The following is a 15,567-nucleotide window of genomic DNA, read 5'->3' as shown; positions in this document are numbered from 1 at the left end:
CCCTTATCCCCAGAGGAGACCCCACCTTCCCCTTTTCCCGACTTCTGCAATAAGTCCAATAGTTATGATTACTTTTAGCTATTGATTTTAGGGTTTTGGCTCTCGACTATTACTAAGTATTTCTGCTAAATTACCAACATCAGAAAGATAAAATCTCTTGTAGTAAGTAGTTTTCTTTTTCCTATGCTTTGGCTATGGAATAAAAAAACAATCATGACATACAACTCATAACACACCGACTAAAGATTTTTGACAATCCTCTAGATTTATCTATGAGGTTTTTCTTTTGTCTTTTTAATTGAAATGGGGTGCAGCAAATGAAAAAATTATTTCGGCAGATGACAACAGCTACTAAAGATGAGAACTTTATGCACTTTATAGAGAATATAGAGGTGCTAGTTTCCAAAGTTCTTTCTATTTTGATGGTCTTAGTAATTTTTGTAGCAACTGGAGATTTAGTAGTCTTTCTTATTAAAGAATTATTTTATGTCCCCTACGGCACATTTAACACAGTTTTATTTAAAACTTTTGGTTTATTTTTAAATATTTTAATTGCTTTAGAAATTTTAGAAAATATTACAGCATATTTACGAAGACATGTATTTCAAGTTGAATTGGTTATTGTCACATCTTTAATTGCGGTGGCTCGTAAAATAATTATTCTTGATTTAGAAAAAGTTTCAGGTATTGATATTATTGGTTTAGGAGTTGCCATTTTAGCTTTGTCAATCAGTTATTTGATAATTCGTTTAAGTAATTCTAAATAGTAAGTTTACAACAACAGCATAAATTTTTACTTTACATTGCAAGTTTAAATTGCTAGTTATGGCAGATTTTTTTGAATTTGAAGCAGATTTTGTTAATTCTTTGCGTTGCATACCTATGCAAGTACGCTACAAATTAGATACTTGTGGCATCAAACTAAAATTGTCTGATTGGAGCAAAATGACTCAAACCGAACGCGAAGCTCTAGTTGAGTTACCTTGCAATTCTGAAACCGAAATTCAGTCCTACCAAGAGTATCTCCAGCAGTTGGTATTAGAGCGTACAGGTACACCACCTACAAAATTGCCCATCGACCCTTATCCTGCATGGATGGACTTTAGCACCGTACCAGCAAGTCTTCAAGAAAAAGCTCAAGAAATAGGTGTCACTTTCACACTACAACAGTGGGCAGCTTTAACTTCCTTACAGCGTTTTGCCCTAATTAAACTCAGCCGTCCAGGGCATGAAAACAAAAACTTTCCCCTAGCCATAGCAGAATTTCATTTGCTTTAACTTAGTTAATAATCATTGGTCAATCGTCAGTGTTAAATTGCAACTAACAACTGACAACTGACAAAGTAAGTGAGAATACTAAAATATGGCAGCAAAGAAAATTTTAATGCTTGTTGGCGACTATGTAGAAGATTATGAAGTGATGGTTCCCTTCCAAGCTTTGCAAATGGTAGGACACACCGTCCATGCAGTTTGCCCAGACAAGAAAGCTGGAGAAAAAGTGCGAACAGCAGTTCATGATTTTGAAGGAGACCAGACTTACAGTGAAAAACCCGGTCATAACTTCACTTTAAATGCCACATTTGCAGAAGTAGAAGCTGAAACCTATGACGCTTTAGTTGTCCCTGGAGGACGAGCGCCAGAATATATCCGTTTGAATCAGCGGGTATTAGATATTACCCGTCACTTTGCCCAAGCAAATAAGCCTATTGCTGCTATCTGCCACGGATTACAAATATTAGCGGCAGCCGATGTCCTCAAAGGCAAAAGTTGTACTGCTTACCCTGCTTGTAGTCCAGATGTACGCAGTGCGGGCGGTACTTACGTGCAGATTCCAGTTGATGAGGCAATAGTTGATGGCAACTTAGTGACAGCACCAGCTTGGCCTGCTCATTCCCGTTGGCTAGCGGAATTTCTTAAAGTACTTGGAACAAAGGTTGAACACCCAGAAATAGCTAAAGTATGAAAGATGAATAGGGAATGGAAAGTATGAGTTAAAAGTTAGGAGTCAGTTGTCAGTTGTTAGTTGTCAGGAGAAAAAGGGAACAGTGAACAGGCAGAAGTAGTTATTATTTTTTCTTTGTCCCCTCTGCCCCTCTGCTCTCCTGCTGCTTGCACTGGTACAAGCTCCTGCTTTAACCTTCATCCTTGATGAAAGATTTTATGTTTTTTAAATACAAATAAATGTGGCTAATACTACTAATATTTAATCGACTGCTGTGCATTTAATTGGCAGTAGGATTTTAGAACTCATTAACTATGCACGCTGAATTAATATGTCTGCTAAACAGAGCACAAAAACTTTCATAATCGCCAGAATGCTTGTCAAAATAGATTTCTATAAATTTAAATTTTGCATGAGTGAATTTTAAATTTATTAGCAGTAAGTAAAGCTATAGTGTATTTAGCAATGCTGCTGTTGGTGTGGCTAAGGTCAAGTCCTAATGCCAGAAATCTTTTATGAATTAGTTTGGAAAGATACTGTAACTCGATGACAGGCAAAAACGCAAGACATAACGCTCTTCTGCGGCAAGTGTCTGGTAATGGAGTAGCTTCTGGGTCAGATCGCTACTCGCTGCTTACCAGTAAAGAGGTGGTGATTGGACGCGACCCCAGCTGCCAAGTTGTCTTAGATGCCATGACGTATCGGATGGTATCTCGTCGTCATGCCGTGGTTCGTCCCCTTTCTTCATCTCCAGATAGCAAATTTAGCTGGCTACTTTGCGACCTTAATAGTGCCAATGGCACTTATTTAAATGGACAACGCTTGTATGGCTGTCAAGAATTACACGCAGGCGATCGCATTGCCTTGGGTGCTGATGGGCCACAATTCATCTTTGAATATGAATTAATCTCTCACCCTACAGTGTTGTCAACACCAACACAAGCCCCACCCCTGCCATCTCCGGCAGCGAGTCTCCATAACCACACACAAATCAAGCAGCCGGATTCGGTTAGTTTTACTCAACTGTTTCCGATTATTTCTACTGGTAAAGATTTGACGCGTAAAGCTTACCTCATACCAGGAATACTAACAGTAGTATTTGTGGTACTGATGTTTGCTACGGTAGGTCAGCCTCAAGCTAATCAAGTCATAGTAGCAATTTATATAGCGTCCGCTGCCTACTATTTTGTTTACCAGCTTTGCGGAAAACAAAAGCCGTGGTGGGTACTCATGTTTGCAGCATTGAGTACGACGCTGATTTTGCTCAGTCCTCTGTTGGATTTATTTATCTTCGTCTTTCGCGTTGTCTTGCCTGGGAATTTGCCCTCACCTCAAGATTTTCCCACCTTCACAGAATTACTAGTGCGAATGTTTTTTGGTGCTGGGTTGATGGAAGAATTACTCAAAGCGTTGCCTGTAATCGGAGCATATTTCATCGGCAGAGGATTACCTTCACCTTGGCGCGAACGCATTGGCATTTGGGAACCTTTAGATGGGATTCTCTTAGGAACGGCCTCTGCTGTGGGTTTCACCTTGTTGGAAACGTTGGCACAGTATGTACCAGAAATTACAAACAATGTTGCCCAACAGGTAGGTATCGGAGCTGCTGGTCAATTGGTGGGTTTACAACTGCTGATTCCCCGCATTCTCGGCTCTGTGGCAGGACACATGGCTTACAGTGGCTATCTAGGGTACTTTATTGGGTTAGCTGTACTCAAGCCTCGGCGAAGCTGGCAAATTCTTACAGTTGGTTATCTTAGTGCTGCCGCACTCCATGCCTTATGGAACGCTACGGGATCGATCAACGCTTTACTTTTGGTAGTCGTTGGAGTGTTATCTTACGCTTTTTTGATGGCAGCGATTCTCAAAGCACGGGCGTTATCACCGACGCGATCGCAAAATTTTGCCACCCGCTTTCTCGGCCCTAAATAGGAGAGGCAGGGAAATTAAAGAAGGATAAAGGGTAAAGGTTAAAGGGAAAGGGGAAAACTTTCAGTACTTACGCACAAAGATTGTCTATGTTATAAGCTGTTACGCTTTGAAATTGCCCATTGACCTAAGTTGACTGTTGACACTCAACAGTCAGCGGTCAACAACCACTATGAGTATTTCCGAAAATTATAGCCGTAGTCACACCTTTTAGGACAATTGCGATTGCTCAAATCCTTACAGCAACCGGATTTTACTCAGCACTTAGTACTCAGCACTCAGCACTTTGCTATGAATGCGCTTTAGCTTATTAATAAATGAAAATTCTTTTTTATGTCTTAGGATAGATAGCGCTAGTTTTGAATATTAACTTATGGTGAGATTACTCTGGAATACCTATACCTAAAGACTGATAGTTGAGGAGTTTTAAAACTAGCAGCACAAGTGCCACCGAGACACAAAATTATCTGCGGTCGAGATTTAATCAAAGCTAAGAGATGCGGTAGGAAAATAACAGAGTTACGCTTTTGGCTGAAAGCTATCTAGTTGTTTGAGAGCGTAGTAAGCGATCGCTATACTAACTTTTGCTTGCTCTACTTCTGATAGACTTGTCCACTCTCGATTCTCAACGTTATTTATTACAGATGTTACATTGTGCGATTCACTACTACGCATAGCATAAGCAAAGGGGCGAGCTAATACAAAAAGGTCGTCTGCTGCCCATGTAGGTAGTACAGCTTGAGCGCACTGCACTAGTTGTTCGCCCATAGATTGTTGCAAAGAAAAAGTTTCAGTAGCTTTGGTAGCAATGTCGTTGAGCCACCCTTGGGGTACACCAGCAGCAAAAGCAGTATGTAAAGTTTTTTGAAGCCTGTTAATCAGTGACTGTTCCATACTACACTTGTAATATGGTTGATTTGAAACTTCTGACCAGAGATTGTCTAGTTGGTTGTAAAAACTTTGCGAACGTATAGACAGTTCCTCGTCTAGCAATTCCTCCATACCCAACTGCCGTTCTAGTTCGTCAAAATATACTTCTGATTCATTATCAGTCGGATTCCAAGGATAAATAGTATCTTCTGGTTCTAGTAATACTTCTAATAGCTCTAATTCCACTTGAGACTCTAAAGAGTGGAAATTATTTGAAGTGTTGATTTTGTTTGCCATTGATAGTCTCCAGATGAATTAATTAGCGTTATTGACAGCTACACCTGTCATTGTCATATTTCCGAAAAAAACTAGATTAATCTAAGAGAAAACTAGCTTTTGAATGCTGGTGCTAATAAAGCAAATCCAAATTTTATTAATAATTAATGAACTGTCAGTTGTAATTTCCCTCTCTTCCCCTGTTCCCTCATCCCCAGTCTCAACCTAAGCATCTTCAATCATAAATTCCCAAGTCTCACCTCTAGAACTTCCAAACTTTAATTGCATTCCCGACTTGAGAGGGACTTCCTCTCGGAGGATTTGTTGCCAACCATTGGGACTGGAACACCAAGTTGTTCCGTAAGTAGAAAAGTCTTGGAGGTAATATGTTCGCACTGGAGTGTTGTTGGCAAGATTGTTCCGACAGAGGATTTCGGCATGACGCTTGGAAACAGATGGTTCTGGGATGACAATATCATTCTCTTTTGTACGACCAATGCGGGTAACACCAGATCGCAAAAACCATGTTTTACCTCCTGGTGCGAGCGATCGCAAACAGGCTCTAGCAAAACTAGAATTTATGCTGGGGATAGCAGTGTCTGGTAGTTCGGTAATTCCTTCATCAAAGCTTTTAATTAGTTCGCCATCAAAATCTGGATGCATGTACAGAACGGGCAACGTCCAAGCAGGTTGGTTGAACTTATATACTGTTAACAAATCTTGTCTGGCTTCTGCTACTGCTTCATCAATGGGTTTACGCGATCGCAAAGCTTCGGCAAAGGATTGAATAAAACTACAGCTTTCGCGATCGGCAATTTCATCGCGCATTCCTAAAACAGCAGGCACACCATGACGAATCATTACTTCTGCCATACTGCTAGCAGGGATAGCTTGATGATTCACAGCAGCCGGTTGCGCTCCCCAACAGGCATTAAAAACCGCCAATTTTAAACCACTACGGGTTAGAGCTTGTGCTAATTCTATGCCATTGAGCGTCATACCCGAACGTAAAAAGAATATACCTCCGTCTGGGTCTGGAAGTCCGTGACCAGCATAAAAAAAGACGTTGTACGCTTTTGTTTCTAGCTCTTGAATCAACTCTTGTGGAGTTGGTTGTATGAGTGTGTTCACTGTACAAGGTGCATAAGCGTTATAATTGTTACCTTTGTGAACGCTATTTGAGAGGGTTTGTTCTAAACTAGCGGCTTCTTTTGACAATTGCAGATTTTCATCATGTCCTAAAACCAGCAAAATGTTTAAAGCTCGATCGGCTCGCAAATATGGCAGAGCTTCAACTTCACTAGTGGTACGACTAAATAGCAAATCTTGCGAAAGAGACATTGCCGATTGACCGGGTTCGCGCTGCATAATTTCCCAAGGCAGGGCGATGAGGTCTGGATCGCGAATTTCTAGTCGAAAGCGCAAACGTGTATGCTGACCCATAGCAATGCCGCGACTGCGTTCGAGACTCCCAAGAATCGGCCCGTCAAATACCCAACGCCATAAATTAATGCCCAGGTGTTGCATCAAACGAATACTGTAACTAGTTTGACCTAAAGGAGGCGAACCTAAGTCTAACGATGGGTTTGCCTGAGTCTGCGTGCCCTTGGAAGAAATATTTAAACCACTATGACCTGTAAATAACTGCTGCCATTCTTGCCAAACTTGAGAAAGTTCAACAGGCCATACACAGTCACGCAGAACATAGCCACTGGGATAGGGAGCTTTGACCACCCAAATGGCAAAGTTATCTGTGCCAGTGTTGATGAGACGGGCGATCGCCAAGTTCAGGGATGGCATTGATTCATAAAACCAATAGGTAAAAGTAAACAGGGGGGAGCACGAGGGCAGAGGGTCAGGGGAGGCAGGGGAAAAGGATATTAAACAAAGTTTTTACCCTTTCCCTTTAACCTTTACCTTTCCCCTTTATCTTTTTAACTTTTAACTCAGCACTCAGTGAGAAGTTGCAAGGAGGGTCTCCCTCCAGGCAAACTTTGGTGACTCAGCACTCAGCACTTTCAAGTTAGGGGTAAAAGCCATAACAGCTTGAGTTTTTATTTTATAATGACCTGTATTATTTCAGGTTTTTACTAGTTTATCGAGTATTTGACTCAGCTGCACTGGTATCAGTTTGGGCATTTGGTGCAGAAGGTTGGCTGTCTGGAGATTGTGACACGGTATCGCATGGACTTCTATCATCTGCTTGTAGGACTGTGACCTCAGAGCGTTGTAGTTGAGATAAGTCAATCAAAACTGGTTTCTTAGATGCCTGCGAAGGTTTGGAAACTACTGTATTCTTGGGATTAGCTGGAGCTAGCGTTCCTTCATTTGAGCATAGTCGCATCTGCACCGAAGAGCCTCCAGAAATCGCTTGAGGATTAGGTTTTTTATCAATTACTTCCAAATAGCTGCCAGGAGGAAAGGTTTCCCGATTGCTTAAGATAATTTCTCGGTTGGTTTTAATCACCCATCCCGGAGCCAGATTCTTAAGCGATCGCGCTGTTGGTGGTTCTAAGGCAGTTGGCTGCAAGGTAGCAACTGGATTAGAGAATACTGGAGTTGTTCCTGATGATGGCGATAGTCGTTGCTTGAGCCAGTATGCCATCGAACCAACTACTACAACTAATATTAACGGTACTATCAAATGAAACGGCAGTTGAGTAGTTGGGGCAGGCTTGTTTTCTGGAATTACTTTTGTTTTTTGGGGAGGGCTATCTTCTAATAGTGTTGCTTGGATCGCAGATGCAGGAGCTTTGACAGGGACATTTTCTGGGATGACTGCTTTCAGACTCAACTCTGGCTCATGGTATTGGAGTTGATAGTGTACTAAAGCAATGGTGACATTATCATGTCCATTCTTGGTGTTGGCAATTTCGATTAATCTATTAGCAACATTGCCCACATTTTCTTCACCAGTCAAAATTGGCAAGATATCCGCTTCCCAGTATTCTTCAACGCGGTCAAAGTCACTCAATCCATCAGATGTTAAAAGAAAAATAGCATCTTCGTCGAGAATAAACCGTTGAGAGGTGGGATGTAATGAGTTGCTGGAACTCATGCCCAAAGCTTGAACTAGAGAGCCTGCACCATTCTGTTGCACGGCTTCCCGATAGATGGCATAGCCGAGTCTGACTTCCCTAGAAGCAACATCATCGTCGAGGGTAACTTGATAACAGTTATGGTGCGTAATCCAATAAGCCCGACTATCACCAACGTGGGTGATATACATTTCTTGGGCAAGAGGCAACGCCATTACCAAGGTTGTGCCCATGCGTTGCCGTCCATGTCGGTGTTCGCCGTCATTGCGCTGACTAATTTTGTCATTGGCAACTGCTACGGCTATGTCTAAGTCAGCCAGCAAAAGTGAGGGTTCTATGTGGTCGTAGGGAACTTTTGTCAGTTGCTGCACCTGCTGCTGAATCGTTTCAATCGCTAAATTGGATGCGACATTGCCTCCCTCGTGCCCGCCAATGCCGTCACAAACAATGGCTAAGGCTGTTGCTTGGGGTGGTTTGCTCACCAGCGTGCCACTGGGCGGGTAACAAGCATCTTCGTTACGTTGGCGGCTCGGTCCAGTATCAGTTTTAGTGATAATTTTGATGCTGGGTGTTTGAGTACGTCCTAATTCTGCCAATCCTCGATCTAAAACAGCAATTAATATCTCTGAGGAATTAATATCCCCTTGAATTAGCGAACTGCTAATTTCTTTCACAAATTCAGCTATGACTGGTTTTGCATGTGAGTGCAATTGTCGCCAAAATTCACCTAATTGAGTTAAGTTAATTGCTTCGGAGTCAAAACGTAATTCTAATAAGCGGACTAACGACCCTTCTACCCTTAATAAATGCGGGTCGAGTAAGCTTGATGCTACGCCTTCAGTTACAAAAGGTTGCCACAAATGAGCTATCTGCCATAGCCAATTGAGTTGACGCATTGATGTGGCATCGCGCCAAGCAGTAATTAATTGGCTACATAGCTGCACTTGGGAAACAGTAGTATCTGTTAACAGCGGCGGTTTTTCTAAAAGTAAGACTTCTTTTTGCGAACGTCCCTCACCTAAAGCAAGAACTCCATATACCTGCGGTACGTTTAAGCGATAGGGAATTAGTCTTAGATAAGCTCTGATGCTTTGCAAATTTTCTAACTCAGGCGCTTCGGGTAGTAACCCTGGCTTGGTGTCTAAAACAATAGATTTACTAATGACTAAATAGCGATCGCTTAATATTTCTCCGGGGCTACCCCCACTCAGACCATCTCCCACAGCCCAGAGATAACGTTTAGGTAGGGGTGTGGAGCATCGCTGGCAAAACTTATGAGTCAGGGGGTTAGCAGCCTGACAAATTTCGTTAGGGCAGTAGAGCGTTGCCGCATCATTTTCCATAGTGTTCGGGGCGATCGGCGATTTCTTCAACAGTGTTAGCAGCGGCAATCTACACCGCTCATATTTCTTAAACTTGATGTATCCAACTGAGGATCGTAAATTTTAGCTGGCAGATACCAGCAGATACTAAATTAATTTACTTATATCTATGCCAAGAACATACTCCTCGATTAACCCTACAGCCTCATGATAGCTTCTATTGCTCTATGGCTCTCTATGGTCATAGCAGCTAAGTTTAATCCTGTCACCAAAGCATAACCCAAACACATCTAAACTGTTTAGTTATTCATGAATTTACCCATTAGCAAGAGGTAAAGAATGCTGATATTTCTTTAGTTTATAAGTCTCGTGCATCAATTAACTTTAATTAAGAATTAAGATGGCTGAGATGCTGTCTCTTAAAGTACTTTTTTACCATTTCCAGATTTGATGAATACTGATGACTAAATAATTTAGGGGTTTGTCTAGTCGCAGGCTTTGTGCCTAGGCACTAGTTACTACAACTGCGTAGTCGTTAATTTAGGAAAACACTTTATCAGGATATTTTTTGGTAAAAAGGAGATAAAAGTCGGAAATTAGCTGAGAAACAGCAAGTTATCTAAAATTTAAGGGTATGGCACTGCCATACCCCTAAGAGTTAGGCGTAATAGTAATTATTACTCATAACTGGTCAGTCTGAAATCTACTTATTCTCGTCAACTGCAACATGAGGAAGTCCCATGCTGTAGTTGGTGACGCGAGCAGAGAGATTGTAGCTGATTTCGCCTTTTTGTAGGAGCGATCGCAAATGATGCTCCAAGTCTGACCCAATGCGGCGTAAGTTATAGTCTGTCAGGTCTGCGCCACTAGATGCTTCTACAAGTTCATCAAACTTCCGATAAACCTGTTGCAGTGCATCTTCATTCCAATTGAATTCGTTGTCTGGGTCAACATCCAACGTTAAAACCTGACTACTGGGAACCAGTTCGCCATCCCGGTCAATTTCTGCCGCAAAAATGCGGATATGCCGGGTTGTGGACTTGAGCAGCATTGGATTGTCCATAGAAGGGTGTAAGGTTTGAGTTGATTACACTGAAATCATTGTAAACGCTATGCTTGGGCTAAAATGCACTTCACGCACAAGCAAGGAATGTAACTTAAACTTCTTGACAAAAGTATAGTAGCCGCAGGAATTGGAACAACAGGGGAAAAGCAAAAGCTTAAAGGGCAAAGGGGTAGTTATTTCCCTTTTTTCTTACCCCTTACCCTTTTGCCAATTCCCAGTTCCCTGCAATTCAAAATGGTATCAGTTAACTTGAGGTTTACTTACACTAAATTTATTCATCAAAGTCTCCTGATTTTGATGATGAATAAAACGTACATCCAGTAATTTTACGTAATTATCCTACAGCTACGTCTGGCTTTAATAAAAGCAAAAAAAAACAGCGTATTTACTTACGTGTAAACACCAAAAGTTCAGTAAAAACTCAAACTATTGTTGACGTTAAGATAAAGTTGATGTAAAAACCTTTAAAAAGCCATAACAACTTCTTACAAAAACTTTATTGTATAGAATCTTAAAAACTGAATAATAGTTATGGCTTACCTAAAGCATATTTAGGGCACGAAGCTCTTGACAGAGGCAGTGTAAAGTTTAGCTATGAAAAAATCACAAGAGAGTGAAATGGAATATAAATGCTATGGACTGAGGAAAAATTTTTAATTTTTGGGCTGTGAACTTAAAAAACATCAAGAATTTTTGCTCTTGGATATAGCTCGCTCACTCTCATGACCACCAAGTACAGGAACCCTCAAAACTATGAACTCGAAAGCATTACCACGCCAAATAAATAATATTGAAGTAGGTGTTTATGAGTGCGAAATACATCTCAAATTTCGGTTGATTGAGGAAAAGAGTTTACTGGGCGATCGCGAACAACTGTTGCAGGTGCTACTGGATGCTTTAACCGAAGGTTCGGATGACTTCCTAGAGACGCTGCAAGCATCTGTTAAAGCTCAAGAAGTATCTGAGTTTAAAGCCTCACCCCAAATGCGCCGCCAACTAATGCGCTTACGCAATTCTGTTGATACAACAACAGCCAATAGTTAAGGCTCAAATTAAAATTTGAGTGGTGGCAAATTGTTGATTGAGGATATGATGGTAAATTTTTATAATTTAAACTTATTCTCTTTGACAATGACTTAGTTTGTACCACCTAACTTTTAGGCTACAAGCTAAAGATGATACTACTCTCTCAAAAGCCAAAAAAGTATCCATAGGGTCTTTGCCCTTGAGGCTACGAATATTTTTAAGTACGTAGTAATGAAGTAATACCTTGCTTGAGGCGGGTTACGGTCTTTGAAAATTTATCTTTCAGGGAAAGAAGCCCTAACTGGGATTTTACTTGAATTTGAAGAACTATGAACTAGTGTATCTACGCTAGAAATAAAACTACCATTCAAAACAGCACAAAAACAACGATTGACCCTACATTACTAAGGCTTTTTTGGGTTTTACTGCGGCTAAAGCCAACCTACAATTTGTCTTACCTCAACTGCATTATCTTGATAGCAGTGAAGTCAGGAGTTAGAAATATCCCTGTTAAGGTAGGTGCAAACGAATTCAAATCCAAGCACAGAAGACTAGTTTTATCTCAACAGAATAAAAGTGTCAGTCGTCAGAATTCATCCTCAATTCTGACGACTTGTTTATAAACTCAGTGTTGTTTGGTGATGCTGTAGCAAAGTGCTGAGTGCTGAGTGCTGAGGAGCCAGCCGCACAGGAAAGGTTTCCTGGGTACTGGGAAATTGCTCCCAAATTTGGGAGGGGTTAAAGCACAATTCCACAATATGAGCGTTTGCTCTACCACTACCCCAATCCCTAATCCCTAATCCCCAGTCCCTTTTACGTTTATTTAGCAAGACCGTGTTCTAGGGCAAAACGAACTAACTCAGTACGACTATTTGTACCTGTTTTACTAAACAAACGACTGACGTATTTTTCTACATTGCGAACGCTGGTTTCTAAGCGACGAGCAATTTCTTTATTCATCAATCCTTCAGCGACCAAGTTTAGAACACTTTGTTCTCTGGGGGTCAAGTCGATTTTAAAGGGAGTTGGGGATTGAGCGATCGCATTTCTTTGGGTTAATAGAGCCTTGATTTGGGCAATCTGACTGGCTAGTTCGGCAATATCTGGTGTTTCACCCTCTTCAGCCTTAGCCAGAAGCTTGGCTGAACGGCGGGTCAGTAAGTTTTCAACTATTGCCACTAATTCATCTGGATCGAAGGGTTTAGGCAGATAAGCATCAACACCAGCATGATAGCCTTGAATGCGATCGCCTGTCATTCCTTTAGCAGTTAAAAATACGACCGGGAGTGATTGAAAGCGGGGGTCTTCTCGCAGTTGTTTGAGGAACTGATAACCATCCACCTGAGGCATCATGATATCAGAAATCACTAAGTCAGGTGTGTTCTGCTGCATCCAGTCCCAACCTTCACGGGCGTTACTGGCGACTTGAACACTGAAACCGCTTTCTTGTAAATAGTCTTTCACGGCTTCCCGCAATCCTGGTTCATCATCCACCAGTAACAATTGTGCTGACATTGAAAATTTCCTTGTATTTACCTTTTTCCAATTTAGCGAAAGTTGACAGTCAGCGATCGGTTATCGTTTGATATTTGTCAGTCAAATACGCTTTAGCTTAGTAAATATCATTAGCAACAATTCCAATTAAATTCAACTGGCTTAAAATTCCTGTAGCCTGAGTCAATTCATTTTGGTTGACCTGACCAATACGCCCCACCATAATGATGCCATTACAAAAAGCTGCTAAAATTCTGCCATCTACCGTGTTTAAAATGGGCGGAGCATCGATCAGCACTAGGTCATAAATTTGCTCAAACAACTCTAGCAATTCTTTCATTCGCTGGGAACTCAGCAGCTTGACTGTATCTTCTGGTGTCGGGCCAGCAGTCAAAATGTCAATGGCGGGGTGAATAGGCTGGATATAATCTTGAACGCGGGTATTTGTCTCATCGAGTAATAACAGCGATAGTCCCCAATCATTGGATAGTTTGAGAGTTTTGTGCAGCCTGGGATACCGAAGATTGCCGTCAATCAGCAGTACCCGTCGATGCATGTGGGCGGCGCTAGCTGCAAGCCCCAAGGATAAGGTTGTCTTACCTTCTCCAGATCCGGCTGAAGTCAACATCAGCGACTTAAAGGTGAAGGGATATTTTAATATTTGAATGTTTTGGTAGACCATATCCAAAGTTTCGTGGTAAGGCAACCAACTGTCTGCTTCGACTAAAGAAGGAGTCAAATAGTGCCTTTCCTGTAAAGACATTGGCAGCCGCTTCTGAGCACGACGGGGCTTGAGGTTTGGCACTGACCCCAGTAATCGGAGATTTGTCAGCTTTTGTAATTCTTGTGCCGAGTAGATTGCATAACTGAACATTCCCCAAGTTAAGGCTACTGCAACGCCTAAAATCGGCCCGGCGATCGCGCCTCCTAGTAAAATGAATAATCTATTGTCACTTGTAGAGGTTTCTAAATCCGATTCTCCTAATACCTGCCAGTCATATCCTCCTTGAGGAATTTTCAATCCTAAAGATTGTTGTGTCTCTAGCAGTTGTTCGAGGATTTTGCGATTGTTTTCGACTGCTGGTAGGAGGCGGTTGTATTCTAATATCAGGCTTGGGTACTTACGTAACTTAGCGCGAAGCTGCTGTTCTGATTGAGCTAGACTTTGTTCGTTGGCACTTAGTCCTTGGGCTGTTGCCTGCAACTGAATTAATTCTTGTGCTAGCTGCGGATTAATTTCTGCCATCTGCCCTTGTGTCAAGGACGCTTTTTCTGTGCTATCAATGGGAGCTTCTTGTTTTAGGGATTGTAACTCTTGCTCTAATAATTTCTGTTGACTTTTGCGTTGCCGCTCTAATTCCTCTACTGTTGGAGATTCATCTGTATAGCGCAGTCGCTCCTTAGCAAGAGCCTGTTCAGTCTGTTGAATCTCATTTAATAACGATTGGTAACGGCTCGATTGACTTAAACGAAAAGAAATAGCTGTTTTTTGCTCTAGGCTTTTGTAGCGAGTTTGTACGTCTTGAAGCTGGGCGCGAGTACTTTGTAGCTGTTTGTGAGTGTCAGTAAGAGATTGTACAACAATTTTACTTTCTACTTCTGGATCGAGTAAGTTATGTTTTCTGCGAAAATCTTCTAAATTTTGCTCTGCTTGACTCACCTCTTTTTTAATTTTCGGCAAGCGAGCATTAATCAAAGAAATCTCTTTATTTAGACGTTTTTTTTGCTGCTCTATATTGTAGTCTTGATAGACTTTTTGTAGGGCTTGAATTACTCGTTTGGCTTTTAGCGGATCGGCATCTTTAAAAGAAACTTCATAGACTTTACTAAAAACTTGATTAACTCCTGTCCTAACTCCTACTTGAGTCACTTCCAAAGGCGCTTTCTCATCTTCCTGATTTTTACCTTTGATGTCTTCTAAGGTAATATCTGGATAATATGGACGAAGCGAATCTACAGCTTTTTCAATTAGTTTAGAACTCAGCATTAGTTTCATCTGAGCTGCGTAGTCAGTTTGTGGATTAGAGCTAGTCAAATCATTATTGACACCTCTTGGCATATCACTTGACTGGGAGTCACCTAAATTGGAGCTTACCAGTATCTGCATAGAGCTTTGGTAACTCGGTTTGTGAATAACTGCCAGTAAGCCAGCAATTGACATGACCGTACAGGAAATACCCAAGATGAGAAAGCGTCGGCGAAGTAAAATCGTAGATATTTGTCTGATGTCAAACGCTCTTAGTGAAGTGTTAGTAACCAGTTGCTCTTGATTCAGACTCGTATTAGCCACTATTAAAGTCCTCTAATATCGAAACAATATGTCTGGTAGATTGTGAAAGAATATCTTGTGCATGAATTTTTTTAACTTATAGACATAACAATATACTAAATGTTTCCTAATCTAGCGATAAAGATTTCTAACAATAAGTAATGAAGGTAAAATTGACACATACTAACTTTCATTAAATCAAGGTGGTGAACTTTAGGTCGGCTACAAGTGGTCGTGTGAATCTTGAGACTATATTGAGGTTATGACGACAGTCAACCCTCTGAGTTCATCTTCACGGTATCCTTAATAGTTAAAATTGTTCTTTTATTTTAGAT

At 41.2% G+C, this 15,567-nt stretch carries 12 protein-coding genes; 5 read left to right on the top strand and 7 right to left on the bottom strand.

What is annotated here, in order from left to right:
• Window positions 1-317: 317 nt before the first annotated feature.
• The 4 genes from I8752_RS07850 to I8752_RS07835 all read left to right on the top strand — a co-directional run bounded on the left by I8752_RS07850 (window position 318) and on the right by I8752_RS07835 (window position 3,874).
• Window positions 318-767 (top strand): phosphate-starvation-inducible PsiE family protein, encoded by a 450-nt coding sequence (locus tag I8752_RS07850; RefSeq protein WP_214431753.1) that lies wholly within the window; start codon window positions 318-320, stop codon window positions 765-767.
• 58 nt (window positions 768-825) lie between these two features.
• On the top strand, window positions 826-1,278 hold the full coding sequence (locus tag I8752_RS07845; protein WP_214431752.1) for a nitrate reductase associated protein: 453 nt from the start codon (window positions 826-828) through the stop codon (window positions 1,276-1,278).
• A gap of 85 nt (window positions 1,279-1,363) precedes the next feature.
• Entirely contained in the window at window positions 1,364-1,963 is a 600-nt protein-coding gene (locus I8752_RS07840) for a DJ-1/PfpI family protein (protein WP_214431751.1), read from the top strand.
• A 525-nt stretch (window positions 1,964-2,488) separates the two neighbouring features.
• On the top strand, window positions 2,489-3,874 hold the full coding sequence (locus tag I8752_RS07835) for a PrsW family glutamic-type intramembrane protease (RefSeq protein ID WP_214431750.1): 1,386 nt from the start codon (window positions 2,489-2,491) through the stop codon (window positions 3,872-3,874).
• Between the two features lie 516 nt (window positions 3,875-4,390).
• On the opposite strand, the gene I8752_RS07830 is transcribed toward I8752_RS07835, so the two are convergent.
• The 4 genes from I8752_RS07830 to ndhM all read right to left on the bottom strand — a co-directional run bounded on the left by I8752_RS07830 (window position 4,391) and on the right by ndhM (window position 10,440).
• Complete coding sequence (locus tag I8752_RS07830; RefSeq protein WP_214431749.1) at window positions 4,391-5,038, bottom strand: hypothetical protein; 648 nt, start codon at window positions 5,036-5,038, stop codon at window positions 4,391-4,393.
• Window positions 5,039-5,242: 204 nt separating this feature from the next.
• Window positions 5,243-6,817, bottom strand: coding sequence for a CHAT domain-containing protein (locus I8752_RS07825; protein ID WP_214431748.1), 1,575 nt, complete (start codon window positions 6,815-6,817; stop codon window positions 5,243-5,245).
• A 295-nt stretch (window positions 6,818-7,112) separates the two neighbouring features.
• A complete protein-coding gene (locus tag I8752_RS07820) occupies window positions 7,113-9,398 on the bottom strand; it encodes a PP2C family serine/threonine-protein phosphatase (RefSeq protein WP_214431754.1) in 2,286 nt (761 codons plus the stop codon).
• A 682-nt stretch (window positions 9,399-10,080) separates the two neighbouring features.
• Window positions 10,081-10,440 carry an NAD(P)H-quinone oxidoreductase subunit M gene (gene ndhM / locus I8752_RS07815; RefSeq protein WP_214431747.1) on the bottom strand — a complete coding sequence of 120 codons (360 nt, stop codon included), beginning with the start codon at window positions 10,438-10,440 and terminating at the stop codon, window positions 10,081-10,083.
• Window positions 10,441-11,196: 756 nt separating this feature from the next.
• On the opposite strand from ndhM, the gene I8752_RS07810 reads away from it, so the two are divergent.
• Window positions 11,197-11,487 carry an Npun_R1517 family heterocyst differentiation transcriptional regulator gene (locus I8752_RS07810; protein ID WP_214431746.1) on the top strand — a complete coding sequence of 97 codons (291 nt, stop codon included), beginning with the start codon at window positions 11,197-11,199 and terminating at the stop codon, window positions 11,485-11,487.
• Between the two features lie 599 nt (window positions 11,488-12,086).
• Here the strand turns inward: I8752_RS07810 and I8752_RS07805 are convergent.
• The 3 genes from I8752_RS07805 to I8752_RS07795 all read right to left on the bottom strand — a co-directional run bounded on the left by I8752_RS07805 (window position 12,087) and on the right by I8752_RS07795 (window position 15,253).
• Window positions 12,087-12,299 carry a hypothetical protein gene (locus I8752_RS07805; RefSeq protein ID WP_214431745.1) on the bottom strand — a complete coding sequence of 71 codons (213 nt, stop codon included), beginning with the start codon at window positions 12,297-12,299 and terminating at the stop codon, window positions 12,087-12,089.
• Complete coding sequence (locus tag I8752_RS07800; RefSeq protein WP_214431744.1) at window positions 12,289-12,984, bottom strand: response regulator transcription factor; 696 nt, start codon at window positions 12,982-12,984, stop codon at window positions 12,289-12,291. The genes I8752_RS07805 and I8752_RS07800 overlap by 11 nt, the downstream gene beginning before the upstream one ends.
• Window positions 12,985-13,081: 97 nt before the next feature.
• Complete coding sequence (locus I8752_RS07795) at window positions 13,082-15,253, bottom strand: GumC family protein (protein ID WP_214431743.1); 2,172 nt, start codon at window positions 15,251-15,253, stop codon at window positions 13,082-13,084.
• Between the last annotated feature and the right edge of the window lie 314 nt (window positions 15,254-15,567).

It is taken from the genome of Dendronalium phyllosphericum CENA369 (assembly GCF_016056275.1).
Classification (GTDB): domain Bacteria; phylum Cyanobacteriota; class Cyanobacteriia; order Cyanobacteriales; family Nostocaceae; genus Dendronalium; species Dendronalium phyllosphericum.
The sequence above is the reverse complement of the archived record's forward strand: the minus strand, read 5'-3'. Positions and strand labels throughout refer to the sequence as shown.